We start from the raw sequence: 18,936 nt of genomic DNA on the forward strand, positions 1-18,936 counted from the left end.
TTTTGACGACCAACTGCACGGCTGCACACCCGAGTTCGACAACATCACCACGCCTTACCCACAGTCATCCCTTCACTCATAGGAGAGAGTTCGTGTCGCATCCCGACGCGCCGCAACCGGTACAGCCCGTCCCCGCCACTGCCGAAGAGGCATTGACTGCCGCTCGCGCGCGATTCGAAGTACTGGATTCGGAAGGGAACCCGGCGCCGTTGTACGTCGCGGAGTTCGACATCGGCTTCCTCGTCCACGCGGTCATGCCCCCACCGCCGCCCGGCACTCAGGCGCCGTTGGGTGGCAGTCACATGGTGATCTCCAAAAGCGACGGAGCCGTCACCTTTGTCCCCAACTTTCCGCCGGACTCCGCGATCGAGCTGTACCGCAGCCTGCGCCGGTCCAATGGCTAGCGCTACCGCCTGAAGGGCTGGACGGCTTTGGGCCGGATGCCTGCTACACCGCTGTGGCACGAGGGAGTTGAGGGACCAGAAGGTGCGACGTTGGGTAGTCTCTGGCATGGGCATGGCTCTGCGCCGACGCAAGCCGGTTGAGCACACGCGGGGCTCCGAATGGGGCGCCTCCGGCAGCAGCAGAGAAGCAGGGCCCTTCCGCCGACGGTGAGGCGGACGGGGGGAGGTCGGCCCACAGGGCCGGGACAACACGAACTACATGGGCGATAACGGGGGTCTTCGTCGTGGCTTTGATGCTGCCGAACGCACTTGAGTGGGTTCTCGAGATGTGTGGCTTCGAGTGGCCCACGGGCAACGAAGACAAGATGATGGAGTGCGCCAACGCCTGGCGTCAGTTCGCCGCTGATGTGGACGCCCTCCAGGCCCGTGGCGCGAGCGCGGCCGGCAACGTCCTCGCCGAGAGCGCCGGCGACTCCATCGAGGGCTTCAACAAGACCTGGGAGAAGTTCTCCGGCGGCTCCGGCTACTTCGACGACGCCCGCCAGGGCGCCGAGCTGATCGCCATCTGCATGGACGCCGCGGCGATGCTCATCATCGGGCTGAAAGTGGCGGTGATCGCCCAGTTGGTCATCCTGGCGATCGAGATCGCCGCGGCCCAGGCCGCCGCTCCCTTCACCCTGGGTCTGTCCGAACTCGGCGCGATGGGCGCGGCCGCCGCAACGCGGATGATCCTGCGCAAACTCCTCAAGGAGATAGCCCAACAGATCCTGCAGGCGGTGCTGGAGACCGCCAAGGAACCCTTTGTCTCCGCCCTCGAAGCCATGGTCTCCGACCTGGTCGCCCAGACCGTCGAGCAGAACTTCGGCAAGCAGTCGGGCTACGACCTGGGCCGCACCGCCAAGAAGGGTTACGAGGAGGGCAAGGATGCCCTCAAGAATTCCGGTTCCACCTTCGGCGAGTCGCTGCGCGACGGCGCCGGCTCCCGCGCGGGGCATGGCGCCCGCGACGGACTGACCAACAGCGGAAGCGACGGCGGCGACGGCTCGACGGACTCCGGCAACGACAGCTCGCCGAACGCCAACGATTCGTCGTCGAGCAACACCTCATCGTCCAACGACAGCAGTTCGTCCAACAGCTCGCCCAACTCCTCCCAGTCGTCGGACTCGTCGAGCTCTTCCAACTCGTCCTCGAACGACAGCAGTTCACCTAGTCATTCCCCGAGTTCCAGTAGCTCGCCGAGTTCGAGCAGCGGCGACTCCGGGCGCAGGGCACCGGATATCGGCGGCCCGTCGTCCTCGTCTCCGTCGAGCGGTTCGGACAGCTCGGCGTCGAACCCGCCCTCGTCGTCGAGCCCGTCCCCTTCTTCCGATGGCCCGTCGGCTTCGAGTTCGCCCTCCTCCTCGAGTACGCCGTCCAACAGCAGCACGGACAGCGCCGGCGGCCCGGACTCGTCGAACCCCTCGTCGTCCTCGCCCTCACCAAGCCGTGGCTCCGACTCGCCCAGTCCCTTCGACGTGGGTACCCAGGCCTACAACGAGAGCATCGGTCGACCTCAGGGCGACGACTCGTCCACCCCCGATTCATCTCCGGACTCGTCCGCGCCCTCCAACACGGCGAGGCCGGACGTCGAGGGCGGACCGGCCCCCGACACCACCCCCGACTCCGCCCGTCCGGACAGCACACCGGACGCCCCGCCGAGCACGGCACCGGGCAACGAGCCGTCCATGCCCTCCAACTCCTCGCCCGTCGAGGGCGCGGGCACCACGCCGGTCGTCGATGGCTCCCCGGCACCGGACACCACTCCGGACGGCGCTCGCCCGAGCCGCCCGGAAGGCATCGACGTCCACCCCCCGGAGCAGGGCGCGTCGATCCCGGACCCGCGCAACACCGAGCCCGCGCCCACGCCTTCCCCGCCGCCGGAGACGGACCGCCCCGACGCCGCACCGGCCCCGGCTCCCGACAACTCCCGCCCCGAACCCGGCGTGCACCAGGTCGACCGCGACTCGGCAACCACCATGCCGGCGCCGGCCCAAGGCACCGCGCCGGGCGACTCCCACGACGGCAACAACAACGACAGCCAGAACCAGGGCAGCGGCCGCGGCTCCATGCCGAGCGGCGCCATGCCCGGCAATACGCCTAACGCTAACCCCAGCCCTGGTCAGGGCCACGCGTCAACCCCGTCAACGCCGACCCCACAAAATCCGGACGAGGAGAACCTCGACCTCATGGGCAACGTCGCCACGGCGGCTCCCCCGTCCCCCGGTACGCAGCCCGGTGAGGCGGGCATCCCGCAGCAGGCGGCCCCGTCGTCCGCGACACCCTCAACGTCGACCCCGGGTGCCATGCCACCGCCGGCAGCCGGCTACATCCCGACGCAGGCACCGGCGGCAGGCAACCCCACGACGACACCCCGGGCCACCACGCCCAGCGCCACGACGCCGCGTACGCAACAGCCGGGCGCCGGGCCCACGACGCCGTCGCGGGACACCCAGCAGAACCGTCCCACCTCGCCGCCGCGCACCGGGACGCCGCGCAGTGAGACACCGAGCCGCTCGACCACGCAGCCGCGCACTGACACACCGCGCACCGAGACGCCTGGGCGCCCGACCACACCGTCCCGCGGCGAGCAGCCGACGAACCGTCCGACGGACAACCCTCGCGCGAGTCAGCAGTCACCAGCCGAGCCCCCCATCACGCCGAACGACCAGGGGATGCCGGCCCCGAACCACCAGCAGCCGGACCATCAGCAGCCGGACGCCACCAACCCCGACCAGACACCCAACCAGAACCAACCGCAGCCCCCCGCTGACGACAGCGCGCCCGGGCAATCCACAGCGCCTGCGCCTCCTCCCGAAGCGGACAACCTTTCGGACATCCGTAACGACCTGAACATCCCGCACGAAGGCCTGACCACACCCGACCCCGCCCATCAGCAGGACCTCGAGAACGCCCACCCGAGGAACCCCGACGGCACCCCGCAGGTGTACGCGGACCCACGGCAAGGAAACTGGGCCGGTCTGCAGAACGACGGCGGCCCGGGGGTACCCGGCCGGTCCAACAACTGCGCCGACTGCACCCGCTCGTTCCTCGAGACATGGTTCGGTCGCCCGACGGTGTCCGCCCCGCGCACTTTGGACCAAAATGCGGACGGCAGCCTGAACACCTTCTCCGCGGAGCGCGATTCGGTCGACAACCAGGCGCGCTGGGCCGGCGCTCCCAGCACGTACGCGGGCAACGACCATCCCAACCCGTACGCACGAATAGCCCACGAGCTGTCGCAGGCCGGGCACGGCTCGGCAGCCGTGATCGGGGTCAACTGGCCCGGCGGTGGCGGCCACGCCTTCGCGGCGGTCAACCACAACGGCCAGGTCCTGTTCGTCGACGCGCAAACGGGCGTCGTCAGCGAAAATCCGATCCACTTGGGCGCCCAAGAGGTCTTCTACACCCCGCTGGACGCCAACCGGAATCCGATCACTCCGTACTTCCTGACCCCGTCGACGCCTCAACCATCCACCCAGAACACTCCGGACACCAACAACAGCCCGGGCCCCGACTCGTCGACGGACCAGTCAACTCCCGACACCCAGTCGGCCGGGCTTCCCAGCACTTCGCCGTCCACTGAACCGTCCACGGACGAGGCTCCCTCCGGCAACGACAATGACGGCACCACAGCCGAGCGGAACGCGGGCGAGGGCGGCAACCACGCAACACCGCCGTCGACGACCCCGGACCGGGTATCCGGGCCCAGTCCGGACACGGATTCCACCACGGACCGGGACTCGCAAACGACCCAGGACCCGGACGCGACGGACCAGGCCGGCCCCCAGCCAGGAGCCGACCAGGACACGCAGGACAGCCAGGAATCCCGATCCGCCCAGGATTCGCAGAACTCCCACGACTCCCACGACTCCCAGGCTTCGCAGGACTCGCCGGAAACCGACGAAGCCCAGAACCCTCAAGACAGCGACCAGCAAACGGAGTCGAGGGAACCGGTCCCGTCCGCGGCAACGCGCCCCTCCGGTCCGCCCGATGGCTACGACGACCCCACTGACGCCGACAACCGCGCACAGCAGGAGAGGTTCCCGCGCAGCGAGGACGGATCGTTCCAGCGGGCCCCTGACCCGCGCGAGGGCACCTGGGTCGACGATCTGCGCGGCCAGAACCCCGGCGACTCCGGCCGGGACGTCAACTGCCCCGACGGGGCCCTGGCGTTCGCCGATTCGTACGCGGGCAATCCCACAGTCGCCGCCCGCCGCAGCCCGAACGAGGACGGCACCCCCGCCGACAGCCCCGAGCCGGGCGGCCGCGACCGTATCGAGAACACCCTGGGCGCCGAGTTCGACGATTTCGGCGACGGCCGTGACGCGTACAACAACTTGGAGACCACCCTCCTCAACGAGGGCCACGGCTCGCAAGCCGTGATCATCACCCAGAACGCCGACGGTCGCGCCCACGCCTGGAACGTGGTCAACCACAACGGCCAGATCGTCTACGCCGACCCGCAGACGGGCCGGCGCAGCACCACCCCGCTCCACAACGGCGACAACGGCGTCTTCGCGATCCCACTGGACGCCAACCGCCGCCCCGTCGAGGCCACCAATCGACCCACCACGCAAACCCAGAGCCAGACCACACCTGCGCCCGAGCGCCCGGCCGGTTCACCCTCTCAGTCCAACGATCCGAGCGCGGAAGCCACTCGCACACAACGTAACCAGAGCCTTCCGGCCCCGGAAGCTGCGAACCAGAAGCACGGGAACCTCCCTCCGGACCAGGCGCAGCACGACCTGCGACTCTCACGCGACGTCCATCGCATCGGTCTGGACCCGGTTCAGGAGCAGATGCGACAGTGGGCCCAACCCACGGGCGTGCCGCCCCGATCGCCCTTGTCCGACGTACTGCGGGAATCCATCGACCGCCGCCGGGCGCACGCGGAGTCGGCACAGCAGGTCCGTGCCGCCCGGCAGGACTACGACAGGGCTCTGAAGGAAGCAGCCGACGCCAAGGCAGCGCGGACCAGGGCTGCGACCGCGGAGCGGAATGCCAAGACCGAGGACCAGAAGCAGGCCGCTCAGGCCAAGCGGGCCGCGGCGGACCAGCGGCACGCCAATGCCGAGCAGGCTCTCCAGCCGGCCAAGGACGCCCACGAGGTCGCGATGGAGGCGCACCGGAACATTCCGATGCCGTCGACGAACTTCACCGACAGTGATCTCCGGCATCATCTTGATCCCGCGTGGTCCCAGATGAACGACGGTCACCGGTACGCCGCGATCGCCACCATGGCTCGCATCAGCCAGTCCTTCCACGCCAACAATGCCGTCGGCGCGAACCCTGCACCGGCCGCGAACAACGACGCGTACGGCGACGGAAAGTTCCACGAATCAGCGGCTGCCTGGCGACGTGAACTCACATCGCACCCGGACGGGACGCACCTTCGGGATGTCGAGGACCTCAAGCGGCTGGTTGAGGGGACGGAGGTTAATTCGCCCGACCTCTCCGGCAAGAACTACGCGGTTGTGGAAGTTGTCGACCCGGACACCAAGGAAAGTCACTACATCGTCGATTCGTCGGTTCCCCCTGGTGTGGACGGCGCCAACTCAGCGCACTCCGAGTCCCACATTCTCAAGTGGATCGACCAGCTCAACAAGAATCGGGCAGCTCAGTCGCAGTCCAAGGTCCAGATCAAGGGCCTCTTCACCGAACGTGAGCCTTGTGGTCTGCCCACCACCACAACCACGAATTCCGACAATTCCGTTTCCCATCATCCCACCGGCCACGCCAACTGCAGTAAGGCGATCAACGATTGCCGGGCGATGGACCGTGTTCCCGTCTACTACGGCACGACCTATCGAGCGGACCCGGACCTCAGGAGGCTGAAGGCGGAGGAGCCGGGCAGGCTGCGCGGTGAGGGCCTGACGGCGTCCGAAGTCAGGACCGCACTCCGCGATTACCGCACGCCGAGCCAGCAGATCCAGGACGCGGAGATTCGCGATCACCTGAATTTCGTCGACGAGTTGGCTCAAACCCTGGCCCCCCAGAGGCAGACCCCGCCTCCGCCTCAAGGCCCCGACCAGAACACACAGCCCACCCAAGCACCCCAGGCGGGCCCGACCAGCCCAACAGACCCCAACCGCACACCCCCGTCGGACCCGGCAGGCACAGACCGAAGGCCCCCGGCCGACCCGGCAGGCACGAGTGCGACACCACCGTCAGCAGGCCCACCGCCGAGTACGAACGCCGTGCCCGGCGATGGCGCCAACTCCTCCTCCGAGGGCGCGGAGAGCAACACCGCCTCGGACCAGGACAGCACGGCTTCCATGCCTGAAGGCTCAGGTTCTGTCGGATCAAAGGAAGGCGAAGATTCCGGAGATGTAACCTCCGATCAGGAAATCGATACCCCCTTGGACCCGGAATTCGTCGAAGCCCACATCAAGAGCCTTGATGAAGTACAGGGAGGCGAGGGACACGCTCCGGGACGCCATCTGTATCCCAGTGACCAGGCACTGCAAGACCGACTAGGCACCGCGAAACTCGACGCACAGGGAAATGCTGTCATGTACGGTGCGAACTCCGTAAATCAGGGCCTTGTAAAGTCGGAGAACAACATCGACCCCATGACTGGAACCACCACAGATTACGTGTCGGGGAATGCGCACAGGGTCGGTCCGTACGCAACACGTTTCGACGCCTCCGAGGATATGGTGAGAGCGGACCAGTACCTACGTGCCCGGGTCATCAACGACGGCGAACCCCCGGACGCCGAGGTGCCTATCGCTGACATCTTCGGCACCGAGGGTCATGAGCGGTTCAGTGGGTTCTATCGAGACCCATCCAACCTCAGCGAGTTCCTTCCTGTCGATTTCGAAGGGGGGACCATCAAGCCCGTGTATCGGTTCGTCGATGGCGATTGGAAGTTGGTTACCATGTACGCGAACCCCGCCCCCGGCCGTCATCCATAGTAAGGACCCTTCGTGAACAGGGAACTCGAGAAATTCATCAAGGTCTACCTCGACTATGAACAGGCGTACGACACCAGCGGAACCCTCCGCCCAACTCTGCACGCATTCAAGCCGGAATACGTTGAGCGCGTACGCGAAGGACTGGAAACCGTACTCCGAGACCGCCAACTCTCCACGTCCGACTACGAAACAATAACTGACATCGAGTTCGACAGCGAGGAAGCGCTGTATTCCTATCTGCAGGAGATATTTCGCTACCTGTTCGAGAATCGCAAAGAGCAGCCCATGCCGCCCGAATAGCCTGCCTGAAAGACCCTGTCTCCGACGACCTCGACAGGGACTCCATGACCGGAGACCTGTCGACCGGAGGGATACTCAGCCGCCTCCAGCCATCAACCGTGATGACTGGACCGAGACGCTCGATCACGCGCGGGCGCACGCTCCACGTGGAGATCTCGGAGATTGACCCAGCAACTTTCATCGACCGAGTGATCCAGCGGGTTGGTCCGCCCAGTTCTTCGTGAGCCCTACCTCGTGTAGATGGACCAGAATTGAGCGACGCCAGTTGACGCACACCAACCTTGGCAGTGCAGGAATCCAGAAGATAATTATCCGAAAGAAAAGCAGTACACGAACGTGCGGGACTCGATCCGGAATTGTGGTTGAACACCGCCGGGCATCCGTGAACGCGCACAACTCGCCTCCTGGCGACGTCGCCTACCACGTTCGCGGGGACGACGAATACTCCGGTGAACGACCTGCCGGCGTCGTGCGTCGACACCGACCAGGGAATCGAGGGCTTTGCACTGCCTGCGGGCATCGACCGCTCCTCGATCCCAATCCCCGGCGGGTAGTTGGGGTCAGACAGCGGTGCGGGTGACCGCGTGACACCCTTACTGTCGCGGGAGGCGCGCGGTGCTCGCGTCCGTGAGGCCGTCTCCAGCTGCAACGAGTCGACACAAGCCAGGGAGGGGCATCGTGCCCGAGCCAACCACCGACACCCCCGGAATCCCCGAGGAAGAGGTCGCCGCTTGCGTCGGCGCATGGTGGCGTGAGGGTGGGCGCGGCGACCAAGTGGCTTTTCTTGCCCTTGCGGACGACCACGACGCCTCGGCCGTTGTGCGGGACACGCACGCGCACGTGCCCGGCAGTGTTGTCGTCGACGCCACCGGCCTCACCGCAGATCAGACCATGCAGCAGGCCCTCACGGCGCTCGGAGTCGATCTGTCCGAGGACAAGCGGGAGGACTGGCGTTTCGCGCTCGGCGCGTGGCCCGAGGAGCGGTTGCTACTGGTCGTCAATGCCCACCGTGCCGGGCCGACGCGGCGGTCGCACGAGCCCGAGCGGTTGGTGACCCGGACTCTTCGGCATTTGGCGCGTGGCAAGTTGGCCGTAATGATCCATGTGGTTCCTCGGTTGCTGCCCACGAGGGCCGATCCCAAGACGGTGTTCCGGGTTTCCGCGCCCGCCACCGAGCCGACGGTGGCGCCGGACTCGGCCGCCCTGCGGGCCTTGGCCCTTGCCGAGCCCCGCCTCGTGCCTCTCCCCGTTTGGGCCCAGCTTGTCACCGCGCTGACCGGTGAGGCCGCGTCCGAAGACGAACTCACCGAATTCGCGAGGGAAGAGCCGGGAATTCTTCGGCTCGGTCCGCTCGGGGTTTCCTTTGTCGACGAGGGCCTGGCCGAGACCTTGCGCCGGGAGACCGAATCCGCCGACCTCCTGCGTGTCCATGGGCATTTGGTTACTTGGCTGATGCGCTCGGCACCGGATATGCGCCACCCCGAGGGATGGGCCAGGCGTGGTGCCGTCGGCCTGTACGCGGCCACTGGGCTCGCCATGCACGCCGTACAGGCGGGAACGTACGGCGAGGTCCTTCGGGACGGACGCGTCATCGCCAATCTGCCGCAAACGGCACTCATGGACGCGGCGCGCAGCATCACCTTCCGCATCCCCGGAAACACGGCCGCCTCCGACGCCATTCATCTGTGGGGCTGGGGTGTCACACCGCGGCATCAGACGGAGTGGGCTTCGTGGCTGCACTTGATGGCTCTTTCACGCGACGACCTCGAGGTCGCGTCAGTGATCGCCTCCTCCGGGGTGGCACTGCCCTGGCAGGCCAAGTGGGCCCATTGGCGCCCGCCGGGCGGCTATCACGCACGCTTTCTGCAGCCCGGGAAGTTCGCCGCCCTGACGGAGGTGCGGTGGCAGGGGCGACCCACCATCGCCGGCTTGCAGCAGCGGACGGTGAATGGGGAACAGCAGCTGTACGTCTCGATCTGGGATGTGGAGACGGGAGACCACGTCGCAGGCCCCTGGGAGTACGACGAGATTCCGCAGGAGCATCGTGCGGATCTCACCTGGACCGCGTCATCCGGGAACGGCTCCGCCGCGCCTGCTCGTGTCCGAGAGTTGTTCGCCGCGTCGTCCCCCCGACGAGACAACCGCGCTTTCGTGCTGCCCTGCGCACCGCTTGCCGTGGGTGACGTCGTCGTCTTCGCGGGCGACTTGGGACTGATCGCCATCAAGCCCGCGGACGGCGTGGACATCGCCGACTTCGGTGCCCGGCTGCGACCTCTGAGCGGCGACTACACCGACGCGGGCCCGTGCCGTCCGATCGACGCGCCGGCACCGAGTCATGAGGACCTCATCACACTGTTCGGTGAGGACCTGCTCTATCCCATCGAGGTCGAGGACTTTCCAGATCGGCTCACCCATGCGGCGACGCGCGAACTTCTCCTTGATTTCGGTCTGCCCTACATGAACGAAGGGGCCATGGGGCTCTTTCCGTTCGGCAACTGGGAGATAGGAATTCTCGACGAACTGCCCTCCTGGCCCGAGGGAATCGACCCCGTCCCCGAAAGCGGGCCCTTCTTCCAGATCGGCAAGTGGATGGGCGGCAAGCTCGTCATCGACGGGCCCACCGGACACGTCCTTCGCGTTCCCACGGAGCCGGGCCAGGATCACCTCGCCGGCCTTCCGGTCGCGCACAGCCTCGAAGCCTTCCTCACCATGGTCGCGCTGTTCGTCACCGGGTGGCGTTCGCGGGACAGTGCGCCCCCGGCCAGTTCCGAGCGAGAGCAGATCAGCTATTGGGTCCTGGGAGCGCTGGCCGAAGTCGACGAGACGGGCGGCGACCAGCCCGCCTGGTCGTACGTCCTCCACAACACGTAGAGAACGCCCACAAGCATCCCGAACTGGCAGAGCTTGCACTCGGCGCGATGTTCACCCCGTCGCGCGGGCTCTGCGTGCCCCTGTTCGTGAAGACGAGTCATCCTATTGGGACGATGAGTTGCCGCGCTTCGCCCGCGAGCTGCGCAGCGGTGCTGCCTCCTCGGCATCCGATGCTGGCGGGTCTGCCACCGGCTCGACCCCGGCGTCGGGAGCACCTCGCGCCACGCGGCTTCGGACTCGGCGAGGGCCATGGGCACGCGTGTGCCCGCGGTAGCCCAGGCTTCTCGGCTGCTCGCGCGCGTCCCTGCCGATGTCGCGTGAGCGCCCGCCGCAGCCGGTACAGCCGGCGTACGCCTTCGGTGTCCGCGAGCCGGTCGGGTATCTTCTGAAGCTTCTTGGCGCGTGGATTGCGCTGGACGACCTGGAGGTCGTCGTTCAACTCGGTGGTGTAGCCGTCCTCTTCGTAGCGACGACCCTCGTCCGGTACTGCCTCCCCCGTCCTGACTGTCGCGGTCGCCCTCGTCCGCGTACCCCGCACCGCCTTCGCGTACATCCCCTCAGTTTGGGGACGTCGCGAGGCGGCGCAGCATCACCAGCCAGTCGTCCTCGCTCGGCCAACCCGTCAGGTCGGTGAGCTGCCATGTCTCGGCGCCCACCGTGAAGGTCTCCCCAACACGGAGGGTGTGGGTCCGCTCTTCGGTGGCGACGGTCACGAGCCGGACCCTGACCGAGGCATCGGACTCCCTGTAGATGTCGTTCACCGAGAAGCAGGCGTTCTCGGGACGTCGCTGAATCCCGTGCCAGAGAGCCACCGTGTCGGAACTATCCACTCGCCTCCTCCACGCCGATGGGGGACGATCAGAACAACCCGTGCCACATCTGCTCGACGATCACCGACCACCAGTTCCCCGGGTCGTCCAGGGCCGTCGCCTCGATGGCGACGAGCTGTTCCTGGAAGTTGGCGACGGCGCTGCCTGCCATGATCGGGTCGAGCGCGATCATCTCCTCGCGCGTGGTGTGCAGGAGCGCGAGGGAGCGGGCGAACGCGGACACCGAGGTGTTGACGCGGCGGCCCGCGCCGCTTTCCGGAGTGACGGCCCAGAGCTGGCCGACCGGCTCACCCTCCAGCTCGGACCCCGTGCACTGGACGGTGATCAGAGCGACCCCGTCGGTGCCGATCCTGACGTGCCCCTCCAGGAACGCGAGGGAGTCGGCGCTCGCCTGGGAGCCGACCTCACGCAGATGCGCGGCAGCATTGCCGAACAAGCCGGCCGGAAACTCCGCCTCCGGGTTGTCGGCCGTGAAGAAGAACGGGATGTCGGTCGGAAGCCCGGCCCATGTCAGCGTGGCCTTCGTGGGCTCGGGGAGCGGGGTGCCCGCCACGTCGTCGGCGTCGTAGCGACGTACGCCGTCAGCGCCGAAGGCCTCCGTCAGCTTGCGGCCCAGGGCAACATCGCGGAGCGGCTCGGCCGGCTCGACCTCGGTCGGCACCGGCGCGCGGTGAGGCCGTGGCGGCGGCTGCTGTCCCGCGATCTGGTGCATCATCTCGACGTGCTGCAGCAGCCCGGCGATCGCCTCGGCGCGCTCCTCGCCCCGCAGGCCGTACTCCTGTGTGCAGGAGAACCGGGCGTTGGGGTGGACACGGCTGATCAGCCGGCCCGGGTATCCCCCGGGGAGCAGGCTGGAGCTGAGGTCGGTGTGGATCGCGACGACGTTCTGCGCGGGGATTCCGAGGCTCTGGATCTCCGCCATGGCCTGGAACTCGGAGTGCGGCAGACCGGGGGCGGAGTTCTTGAAGAGGCTCGTCTCCTCGCCGGTGCGCGGGTCGACGTAGGTGATGACCGTGGTGTTGCCGGGGCCGGTGACCGGCGGCTGCGCGGGCGGCGTGGCCTCCTGACCGCCGCCCTGCTTCTGCTGATACATCCGCACGACCTCATCGACCGGCACGGACGGCCAGGTGCTCAGCTCGCCGGTGCGGCGGTCGACCACACCGCAGGAGTGGCCGATGGTGGCCGGCGGCCGGCGCTTGCCCGTGACCGGGTCGCGCTCGATCCGCGGGGCCGCGGCCCACACCACCCAGCCCAGATCGAACTCCTGCATCCGCACCTCACGGCGCTCCTGTCCTTCGGGGTTGAGCCACCCCTCGGCGGTCGCGAGCGCCTGCTCCTGGCTGATCACGGGATCTCCCTTCGGGTCTTCGGGCGGACGGTGCCGGTGCGGCCGAGGTCGGTGCCGGGCGAGCTCCGCGGCCCTCGTCCGAGTGGGCCTGAGTGCAGGCGGTCCGATGCGGGCGCCCGCGAGAAGCTTGGGGCGTTTGAGCCTTTGAGCCTAACGGGCTGCGGTGGGTGGGTGTCAGGCGGCCGGGTGGGCATCGGGCCCGGAGGCTTGTGGAGCCTGTGCGGCTTCCGGTGTGGGCTCGGGAGCCTGTGCGGGCTCGGGCTCGGCTTCCCGGGGGTTGGGTACGGAGCGCCGAGCGTTCGTGGGATGGGGCTGCGCTGGGCGGATCTGCAGCGCCTTCACACCTCTTTCCGTGGCGACGAGGAGGAGGCCGTCCGGGGAGAGGTCGGTTCCCGTGAAGGGCGTGGCGGAGATCAGGGCGGTGACGATCTTCTCGTCGCCCTTCTGCTCGCCGCGTCGCCAGATGCGTACATAGTCGGCGCCGCGGCTGAATCCGAGCGGCCTCGTGGCGCGCTCGTCGTCCGAGGAGCGCACGATCCGGGTCGGGTCGGCATCGATGACGGAGCCGGTGGCGAGGTCCTGCACCAGCACGGCGGGCGCCTCGGGATCGTCGGCCTTCAACGGGCTTGAACCCGGGGTGCCTTGCGGCACGGCGCATACGGCGACCGCGAGCGCGGCCGACTCCGGAGACTTCTGCTCCGCAGGAGCATCCGCTGCGCTGTCCGACGCGGCCTCGGACGGGCGCAGCATGCCGACGGTCACGGCGTCGACCCCGGCGACCGGTACGCTCCACAGGGTGTGCCAGGGAAGCTCGGGCACCGTGCGGCGCAACGCCGTCGCGTACTCCGGCAGTCCGTCTTCGACGAACGCGGTCTCCAGGAGCGCCGCTCGAAGGATGGCGGGTGCCTGGGTGCGGGTGAGCAGCGGAGCGGTACGCAGATAGGTGCGCGCCGGTGCGTCCAACTGCTCCGGGGGTACGGCCTCGACCGCGGCGCGCAACCGCACCGGCTCGGCGTGGGCGAACAGGCCCGGGTCGGTGAGGAGCCGGGGGAGCAAACCGGCCTCCAGGGTGTGTCCGGCGATGTGATCGCGGACGTACGCCCCTGCCTTCGCCCAGTCCTGATCGGGTACGGCCTCCAGCAGTTCCATGGCGACACGCGCCTGAGCGCCCGGAACATCCGGAATGCCTGCCCGAACGGCCTCGCCGATACCCGGGTGCTGCAAACCAAGGAGCGTCCGCTCGTCCTCGGGGATGCCTTCGCCGGCCCTCTCGATGGGGCGGATGAAGGGGGCGACGAGCAGCATGCCCCGCGCCATGTCCTCGCTGATGTCCCGTTCGGCGACTGCGGAGGCGAGCGGGGCGAGCAGGTGCACGGGCAAGCCGTCACCCTCGGCAAGAGCGAGGGGCGCGAGGATCTGTCGCAGGATGCGGGGGTGGGTGTCGAGTCGCTGGGCGTGCAGATCGAGCACTTCGCCGACGCTCCGTGGCAGTTGACTCGCATCCGCCGGGTCGAACCCCTCCGGGTTCATCAGGATCGACTGCACGGCGAGATGCGTGGTCAGGCGGCTGCCCGCGCCGTCTCCCGCGTGCCGGGCGATCAGCTCGGCGAGCGCGCGTCGAGCGTCGGGATCGACCGTAAATGGCAGCTCCGGGGCGCCGAATTGGGGGTTGAGCAGCGCCTCGGCCTGCAGCACAAGCCCTTCGGGGTCGCCCCACTCCGGTGCGTCGAGGTCGATGATCCGGGCCACGCCTGGCGGCAGGCCCTCGGCGAGCTCGGTGGCGAACTCCCGGGGCACGTCGGCGAGAAGGCGTATGGAATCGACGGCGGCGAGGGGCTTCAGCACGTCCCGCACCACATGCGCGGGCTCACCCGTCCCCCGCACCGGACCGGCCCGATCCACATCCGGCACCACGATCGTCACCGGCCGCCCGGACAACGGGAGTTGACCGAGTTCGGGGAAGATGTCGGCGGTGCGGGTCGCGGACAACTCGTAGTGGTCGGCGAGCAGCCACAGGGTCTGCGCTGCCGTCAGCCCCGCAACGCTCGGCACCGCGGGTGCGGGCAAGTCCGCAGGCACGGTCGCCGGATCGAGCGGGTCCAGCTCGACCCCCTTGCGATACTCCGGGTCGCAGAGCATCAGGAACCCCGTGAGCAGCCGCGAACATCCGGTGCCCGGGCTTCCGGTCAAGATGACGACCCGAGGCGCGCCCGGCCGCTCCGTCCGCCACGCGGTGAGCGCGCGCAGCGCCGCATTGCGCCCCCCGATGTAGGGGTGGGGCTCATGGGCCTTGGCCTGTTCCGGGGCCTGGGTCGGGCTGGTCATTGTCTCCCCGTTGTCCTGTCCGTCCGGCACCGTCAAGTCGTGTTGACGTACGCCGTTCATCCTAGAGGCGTCGCACGGGGTGAGGCGCACCCGACCGCTGCTTGTTACCCAGGTGTCGCGTGCACTTGTCACCCTTGTGTGGCGCGGTGCCGGCGAAACGGCTCGGTGATCGATTCCGGCCGGGCGAACGCGTACACCGGTGTGACGCCAACGTGGTGTTCGACAGGCGTGGTTGGAATGTGGGCGGGCGATCACGGGGTGCCTCATCACCCCGTGAAGCTTTCGTCCCCACATCCTGCCGCACCGCACTGACAATGCCCCTGACCTGACCTGATTCCCCAAAGACCTTCATGAGCAGCCCCACCGTGGCGAGCGGGAGCAGCAGCGCTTCCACAGTGGCGACGCTCGGAGACATCCGCCCATGGCGTCGTGGGCCGCTTTGCCTTCGTCGTCCTCGGTGAAGGCAGCGATGATCTTGCTCATCGCGTCGGCCTCCAGCCCGGCGGGGTGCGCCTCTGCGGGAGTGCGGGGCATCCGGTGACATTGCTCCGCACCCCGCGCAGTGCTGTGTGTCCCCGGATATGGGTCCGCGGCCCGTGTCTCTTATCACCGTCCACCATGCGGTGCGGGCTGCGCGCCTGCCGGTTGTCCCTCTAGGGTGACAGGTGCAGCTGGTTCGCCCCGTCCGCCAGGCGGGAGCGTCGTAAGAGGGAACCCGGTGGGAATCCGGGACTGCCCCGCAGCGGTGAGTGGGAACGAACGCCGTCATACGCACTGGACCCGGCCGGGTCTGGGAAGCGACGGCCAGTAGGTGTCTCGTACATGTACGAGACGGGCCCGCGAGTCCGAAGACCTGCCCGTTGCCCGCACGTGACCGATCGCGTGCGGCCATCCCGGTGACCTCGTGGGCGGGTCGGCGTACATATCGAGCGGCACACGCGAGAGCACCACCGCGTGGCCCCGCCCGGTGAGTCGTTCCTTCGCGCTCTCGTTCCGTTCCCGGGACACCGACGAGACATCTCGCGAAGGAGAGTTCCGTGACAGCGAAGTCCGCAGCCGCGGCAGCACGGGCCACCGTGTACGGCTACCCCCGCCAGGGACAGCACCGGGAACTGAAGAAGGCCATCGAGGGCTACTGGAAGGGCCGCGTCGACGCCGACGCCCTCCGCCGGACCGCGGCAGAACTGCGCCGCGCGAACTGGCAGCAGCTGGCCGACGCCGGCATCCACGAAGTGCCGTCCGGTGATTTCTCGTACTACGACCACGTCCTGGACACCAGTGTCATGGTCGGCGCTGTCCCCGAGCGGCACCGCGCGGCGGTCGACGCCGACGCTTCCCCAAGCTCTCGGCTTCGCTCGAGCAGGGGATGCCCCATTGACGTCTACTTCGCCATGGCGCGGGGCACCCAGGATGTCGCGCCGCTGGAAATGACCAAGTGGTTCGACACCAACTACCACTACCTGGTCCCCGAGCTCGGCCCGGACACCGTCTTCACCGCCGACTCCACCAAGCAGGTCGCCGAGCTGAAGGAAGCACTCGCGCTCGGGCACGCCGCCCGCCCGGTCCTCGTCGGGCCGGTCACCTACCTCCTGCTGGCCAAGCCGGCTCCGGGAGTGACCGCCGACTTCGAGCCGCTGACCCTGCTCGACCGGCTCCTTCCGGTGTACGCCGAGGTCCTCGCCGACCTGCGGGCAGCGGGCGCAGAGTGGGTGCAGCTCGATGAGCCCGCTCTCGTCCAGGACCGCACCCCGGCGGAACTGAATGCCGCCGCTCGCGCCCACCGCGAGCTCGGGGCCCTCACCGACCGCCCGAAGCTCCTGGTCGCCTCCTACTTCGGTCGGCTCGGCGACGCGCTGACCGTCCTGGCCAAGGCGCCGGTCGAGGGGCTCGCCATCGACTTCACCGAGTCGGGCGCCGCCAACCTCCAGGACCTCGCCGCGGTCGGCGGACTGCCCGGCAAGCGTCTGGTCGCGGGCGTCGTCAACGGCCGCAACATCTGGATCAACGACTACGAGAAGTCGCTGTCGACGCTGGGCACACTGCTCGGTCTCGCCGACCACGTCGATGTCTCGGCCTCCTGTTCGCTGCTGCACGTCCCGCTGGACGCCACCGCCGAGCGCGACATCGATCCGCAGATCGCCCGCTGGCTGGCCTTCGCCCGTCAGAAGACGCAGGAGATCGCCGTCCTCGCACGCGGCCTGGCGCGCGGCACGGAAGCCATCGCGGGCGAACTCGCCGCGAACCGCGCCGACCTCGCTTCCCGGGCCGGATCGGCACTCACCCACAACCCGGCGGTGCGAGCCCGCACCGCGGCCGTCACCGAATCCGACGGGCGCCGCTCCCAGCCGTATGCCCAACGGACCGCCGCCCAGCGCGCGCACCTCGGCCTGCCGCTGCTGCCCACGACGACGATCGGCTCGTTCCCGCAGACCACCGAGCTGCGCACGGCACGGGCCGACCTGCGTGCCGGGCGGATCGACACCGCCGGCTACGAGGAGCGCATCAAGACCGAGATCCGTGACGTGCTCGGCTTCCAGGAGAAGGCCGGGATCGACGTCCTGGTGCACGGCGAGCCCGAACGCAACGACATGGTCCAGTACTTCGCCGAACAGCTGACCGGCTACCTGGCCACCCAGCACGGCTGGGTGCAGTCCTACGGCACCCGCTATGTGCGCCCGCCGGTCCTCGCCGGGGACATCTCCCGCCCCGAGCCGATGACGGTGCGCTGGACCCACTACGCCCAGTCGCTGACCGAGCGTCCGGTCAAGGGCATGCTCACCGGCCCGGTCACCATGCTCGCCTGGTCCTTCGTCCGCGACGACCAGCCGCTGGGCGACACCGCACGCCAGGTGGCCCTCGCCCTGCGCGACGAGGTCAACGACCTTGAGGCCGCCGGGACTTCCGTCATCCAGGTCGACGAGCCCGCACTGCGCGAAACCCTGCCACTGCGCGCAGCCGAGCACGCCGGGTACCTGGACTGGGCGACCGAGGCGTTCCGCCTCACCACCAGTGGCGTACGGCCGGACACTCAGATCCACACCCACATGTGCTACGCGGAGTTCGGCGACATCGTCCGGGCCATCGATGCCCTCGACGCCGACGTCATCAGCCTGGAGGCCGCCCGCTCCCACATGCAGGTCGCGCGCGAGCTGGCCGAGCACGGCTACCCCCGTGAAGCCGGCCCCGGTGTCTACGACATCCACTCCCCGCGCGTCCCCAGCGCCGAAGAGGCAGCAGCCCTCCTCCGTAAGGGACTTGAGGCCATCCCCGCCGAACGGCTTTGGGTCAACCCCGACTGCGGCCTGAAGACCCGCGGCTGGCCCGAGACCCGGGCCTCCCTGGAGAACCTCGTCACCGCCGCCCGCGAGATCCGCAGCGAGCTGGCCGCCGGCGCCTCCTGACCGCCCCTTGAGTCCGGGCCGGACACCACCGTGTCCGGCCCGGACCCGCCGGGTTCGAAACCGTCCGCCCGCCGCGGAGCGGGCTGTGGGGTTCCATCCATGACGGCTGAGGGTGAGAGCGAATCGGCGGCCAGCGAAGCCTTGGTCGGCGGCATGGTGAACGCAGGTGCCGTCTTCCGGCGGGGTGCCCATGCTCGATCCCGCCTCCGCGGCTGCCCTCTACCCTCCCGGGCTGGATGCGCACGAACGGTTGCGGATCTTCGTGGACAGCTACGGCGTGTCCCTTCAGGAGCGCACCGAGCTGCCCGACATCATCGAACAGACCACCGCGGCCTGCCGGGCGTTCGCCGCCGACCGCGTGGCCGACGGTGACCCGACCTACGTCAAGTCCGATGCAGATTGCTGTGGTTGGCAGCGCTGGGACCGCATCCGGGGTTGGCTGACGGCCAACCGTGAGGCGTTCTCGGCCGCTCTGCAGGACTGACCTCGCCTGCTCGCCGG

General features: G+C 68.5%; 10 protein-coding genes and 1 riboswitch. Of the genes, 6 read left to right on the top strand and 4 right to left on the bottom strand.

Translation table 11 applies throughout. The annotated features are described in order from the left end of the window. Positions 1-92 precede the first annotated feature (92 nt). From ACGFZW_RS34255 to ACGFZW_RS34270, 4 genes are all read left to right on the top strand, one after another. The gene (locus ACGFZW_RS34255; protein WP_393897214.1) at positions 93-404 is read left to right on the top strand and encodes a hypothetical protein; all 312 of its coding nucleotides are present in this window, start codon (positions 93-95) and stop codon (positions 402-404) included. A 326-nt stretch (positions 405-730) separates the two neighbouring features. Next, complete coding sequence (locus tag ACGFZW_RS34260) at positions 731-7,360, top strand: toxin glutamine deamidase domain-containing protein (RefSeq protein ID WP_393897215.1); 6,630 nt, start codon at positions 731-733, stop codon at positions 7,358-7,360. 12 nt (positions 7,361-7,372) lie between these two features. Continuing rightward, a complete protein-coding gene (locus tag ACGFZW_RS34265) occupies positions 7,373-7,660 on the top strand; it encodes a hypothetical protein (protein ID WP_393897216.1) in 288 nt (95 codons plus the stop codon). A gap of 678 nt (positions 7,661-8,338) precedes the next feature. After that, entirely contained in the window at positions 8,339-10,531 is a 2,193-nt protein-coding gene (locus ACGFZW_RS34270; RefSeq protein ID WP_393897217.1) for an SUKH-4 family immunity protein, read from the top strand. 557 nt (positions 10,532-11,088) lie between these two features. On the opposite strand, the gene ACGFZW_RS34275 is transcribed toward ACGFZW_RS34270, so the two are convergent. From ACGFZW_RS34275 to ACGFZW_RS34290, 4 genes are all read right to left on the bottom strand, one after another. After that, positions 11,089-11,361 (bottom strand): DUF6406 domain-containing protein, encoded by a 273-nt coding sequence (locus ACGFZW_RS34275; RefSeq protein WP_393897218.1) that lies wholly within the window; start codon positions 11,359-11,361, stop codon positions 11,089-11,091. Positions 11,362-11,389: 28 nt separating this feature from the next. Beyond that, complete coding sequence (locus ACGFZW_RS34280) at positions 11,390-12,709, bottom strand: SUKH-4 family immunity protein (RefSeq protein WP_393897219.1); 1,320 nt, start codon at positions 12,707-12,709, stop codon at positions 11,390-11,392. Between the two features lie 174 nt (positions 12,710-12,883). After that, on the bottom strand, positions 12,884-15,034 hold the full coding sequence (locus tag ACGFZW_RS34285; protein ID WP_393897220.1) for an ATP-binding protein: 2,151 nt from the start codon (positions 15,032-15,034) through the stop codon (positions 12,884-12,886). A gap of 348 nt (positions 15,035-15,382) precedes the next feature. Next, the gene (locus tag ACGFZW_RS34290) at positions 15,383-15,568 is read right to left on the bottom strand and encodes a hypothetical protein (protein ID WP_393897221.1); all 186 of its coding nucleotides are present in this window, start codon (positions 15,566-15,568) and stop codon (positions 15,383-15,385) included. Between the two features lie 121 nt (positions 15,569-15,689). Next, a riboswitch (cobalamin riboswitch) is annotated at positions 15,690-15,910 on the top strand. Positions 15,911-16,071: 161 nt separating this feature from the next. Between ACGFZW_RS34290 and metE the strand changes: the two genes are divergently transcribed. Beyond that, a complete protein-coding gene (metE, locus tag ACGFZW_RS34295) occupies positions 16,072-18,435 on the top strand; it encodes a 5-methyltetrahydropteroyltriglutamate--homocysteine S-methyltransferase (protein WP_393897222.1) in 2,364 nt (787 codons plus the stop codon). 190 nt (positions 18,436-18,625) lie between these two features. Beyond that, positions 18,626-18,919 carry a hypothetical protein gene (locus ACGFZW_RS34300; RefSeq protein ID WP_393897223.1) on the top strand — a complete coding sequence of 98 codons (294 nt, stop codon included), beginning with the start codon at positions 18,626-18,628 and terminating at the stop codon, positions 18,917-18,919. Positions 18,920-18,936: the final 17 nt, after the last annotated feature.

The sequence above is a fragment of the Streptomyces sp. NPDC048248 genome (genome assembly GCF_043201875.1).
GTDB lineage: Bacteria > Actinomycetota > Actinomycetes > Streptomycetales > Streptomycetaceae > Streptomyces.

Bases quoted from the DNA above. Each gene is read 5' to 3' on its own strand.
- ACGFZW_RS34300 (WP_393897223.1), top strand. From the start codon at position 18,626: ATGCTCGATCCCGCCTCCGCGGCTGCCCTCTACCCTCCCGGGCTGGAT.
- ACGFZW_RS34290 (WP_393897221.1), bottom strand. From the start codon at position 15,568: ATGCCCCGCACTCCCGCAGAGGCGCACCCCGCCGGGCTGGAGGCCGAC.
- ACGFZW_RS34285 (WP_393897220.1), bottom strand. From the start codon at position 15,034: ATGACCAGCCCGACCCAGGCCCCGGAACAGGCCAAGGCCCATGAGCCC.
- ACGFZW_RS34260 (WP_393897215.1), top strand. From the start codon at position 731: ATGTGTGGCTTCGAGTGGCCCACGGGCAACGAAGACAAGATGATGGAG.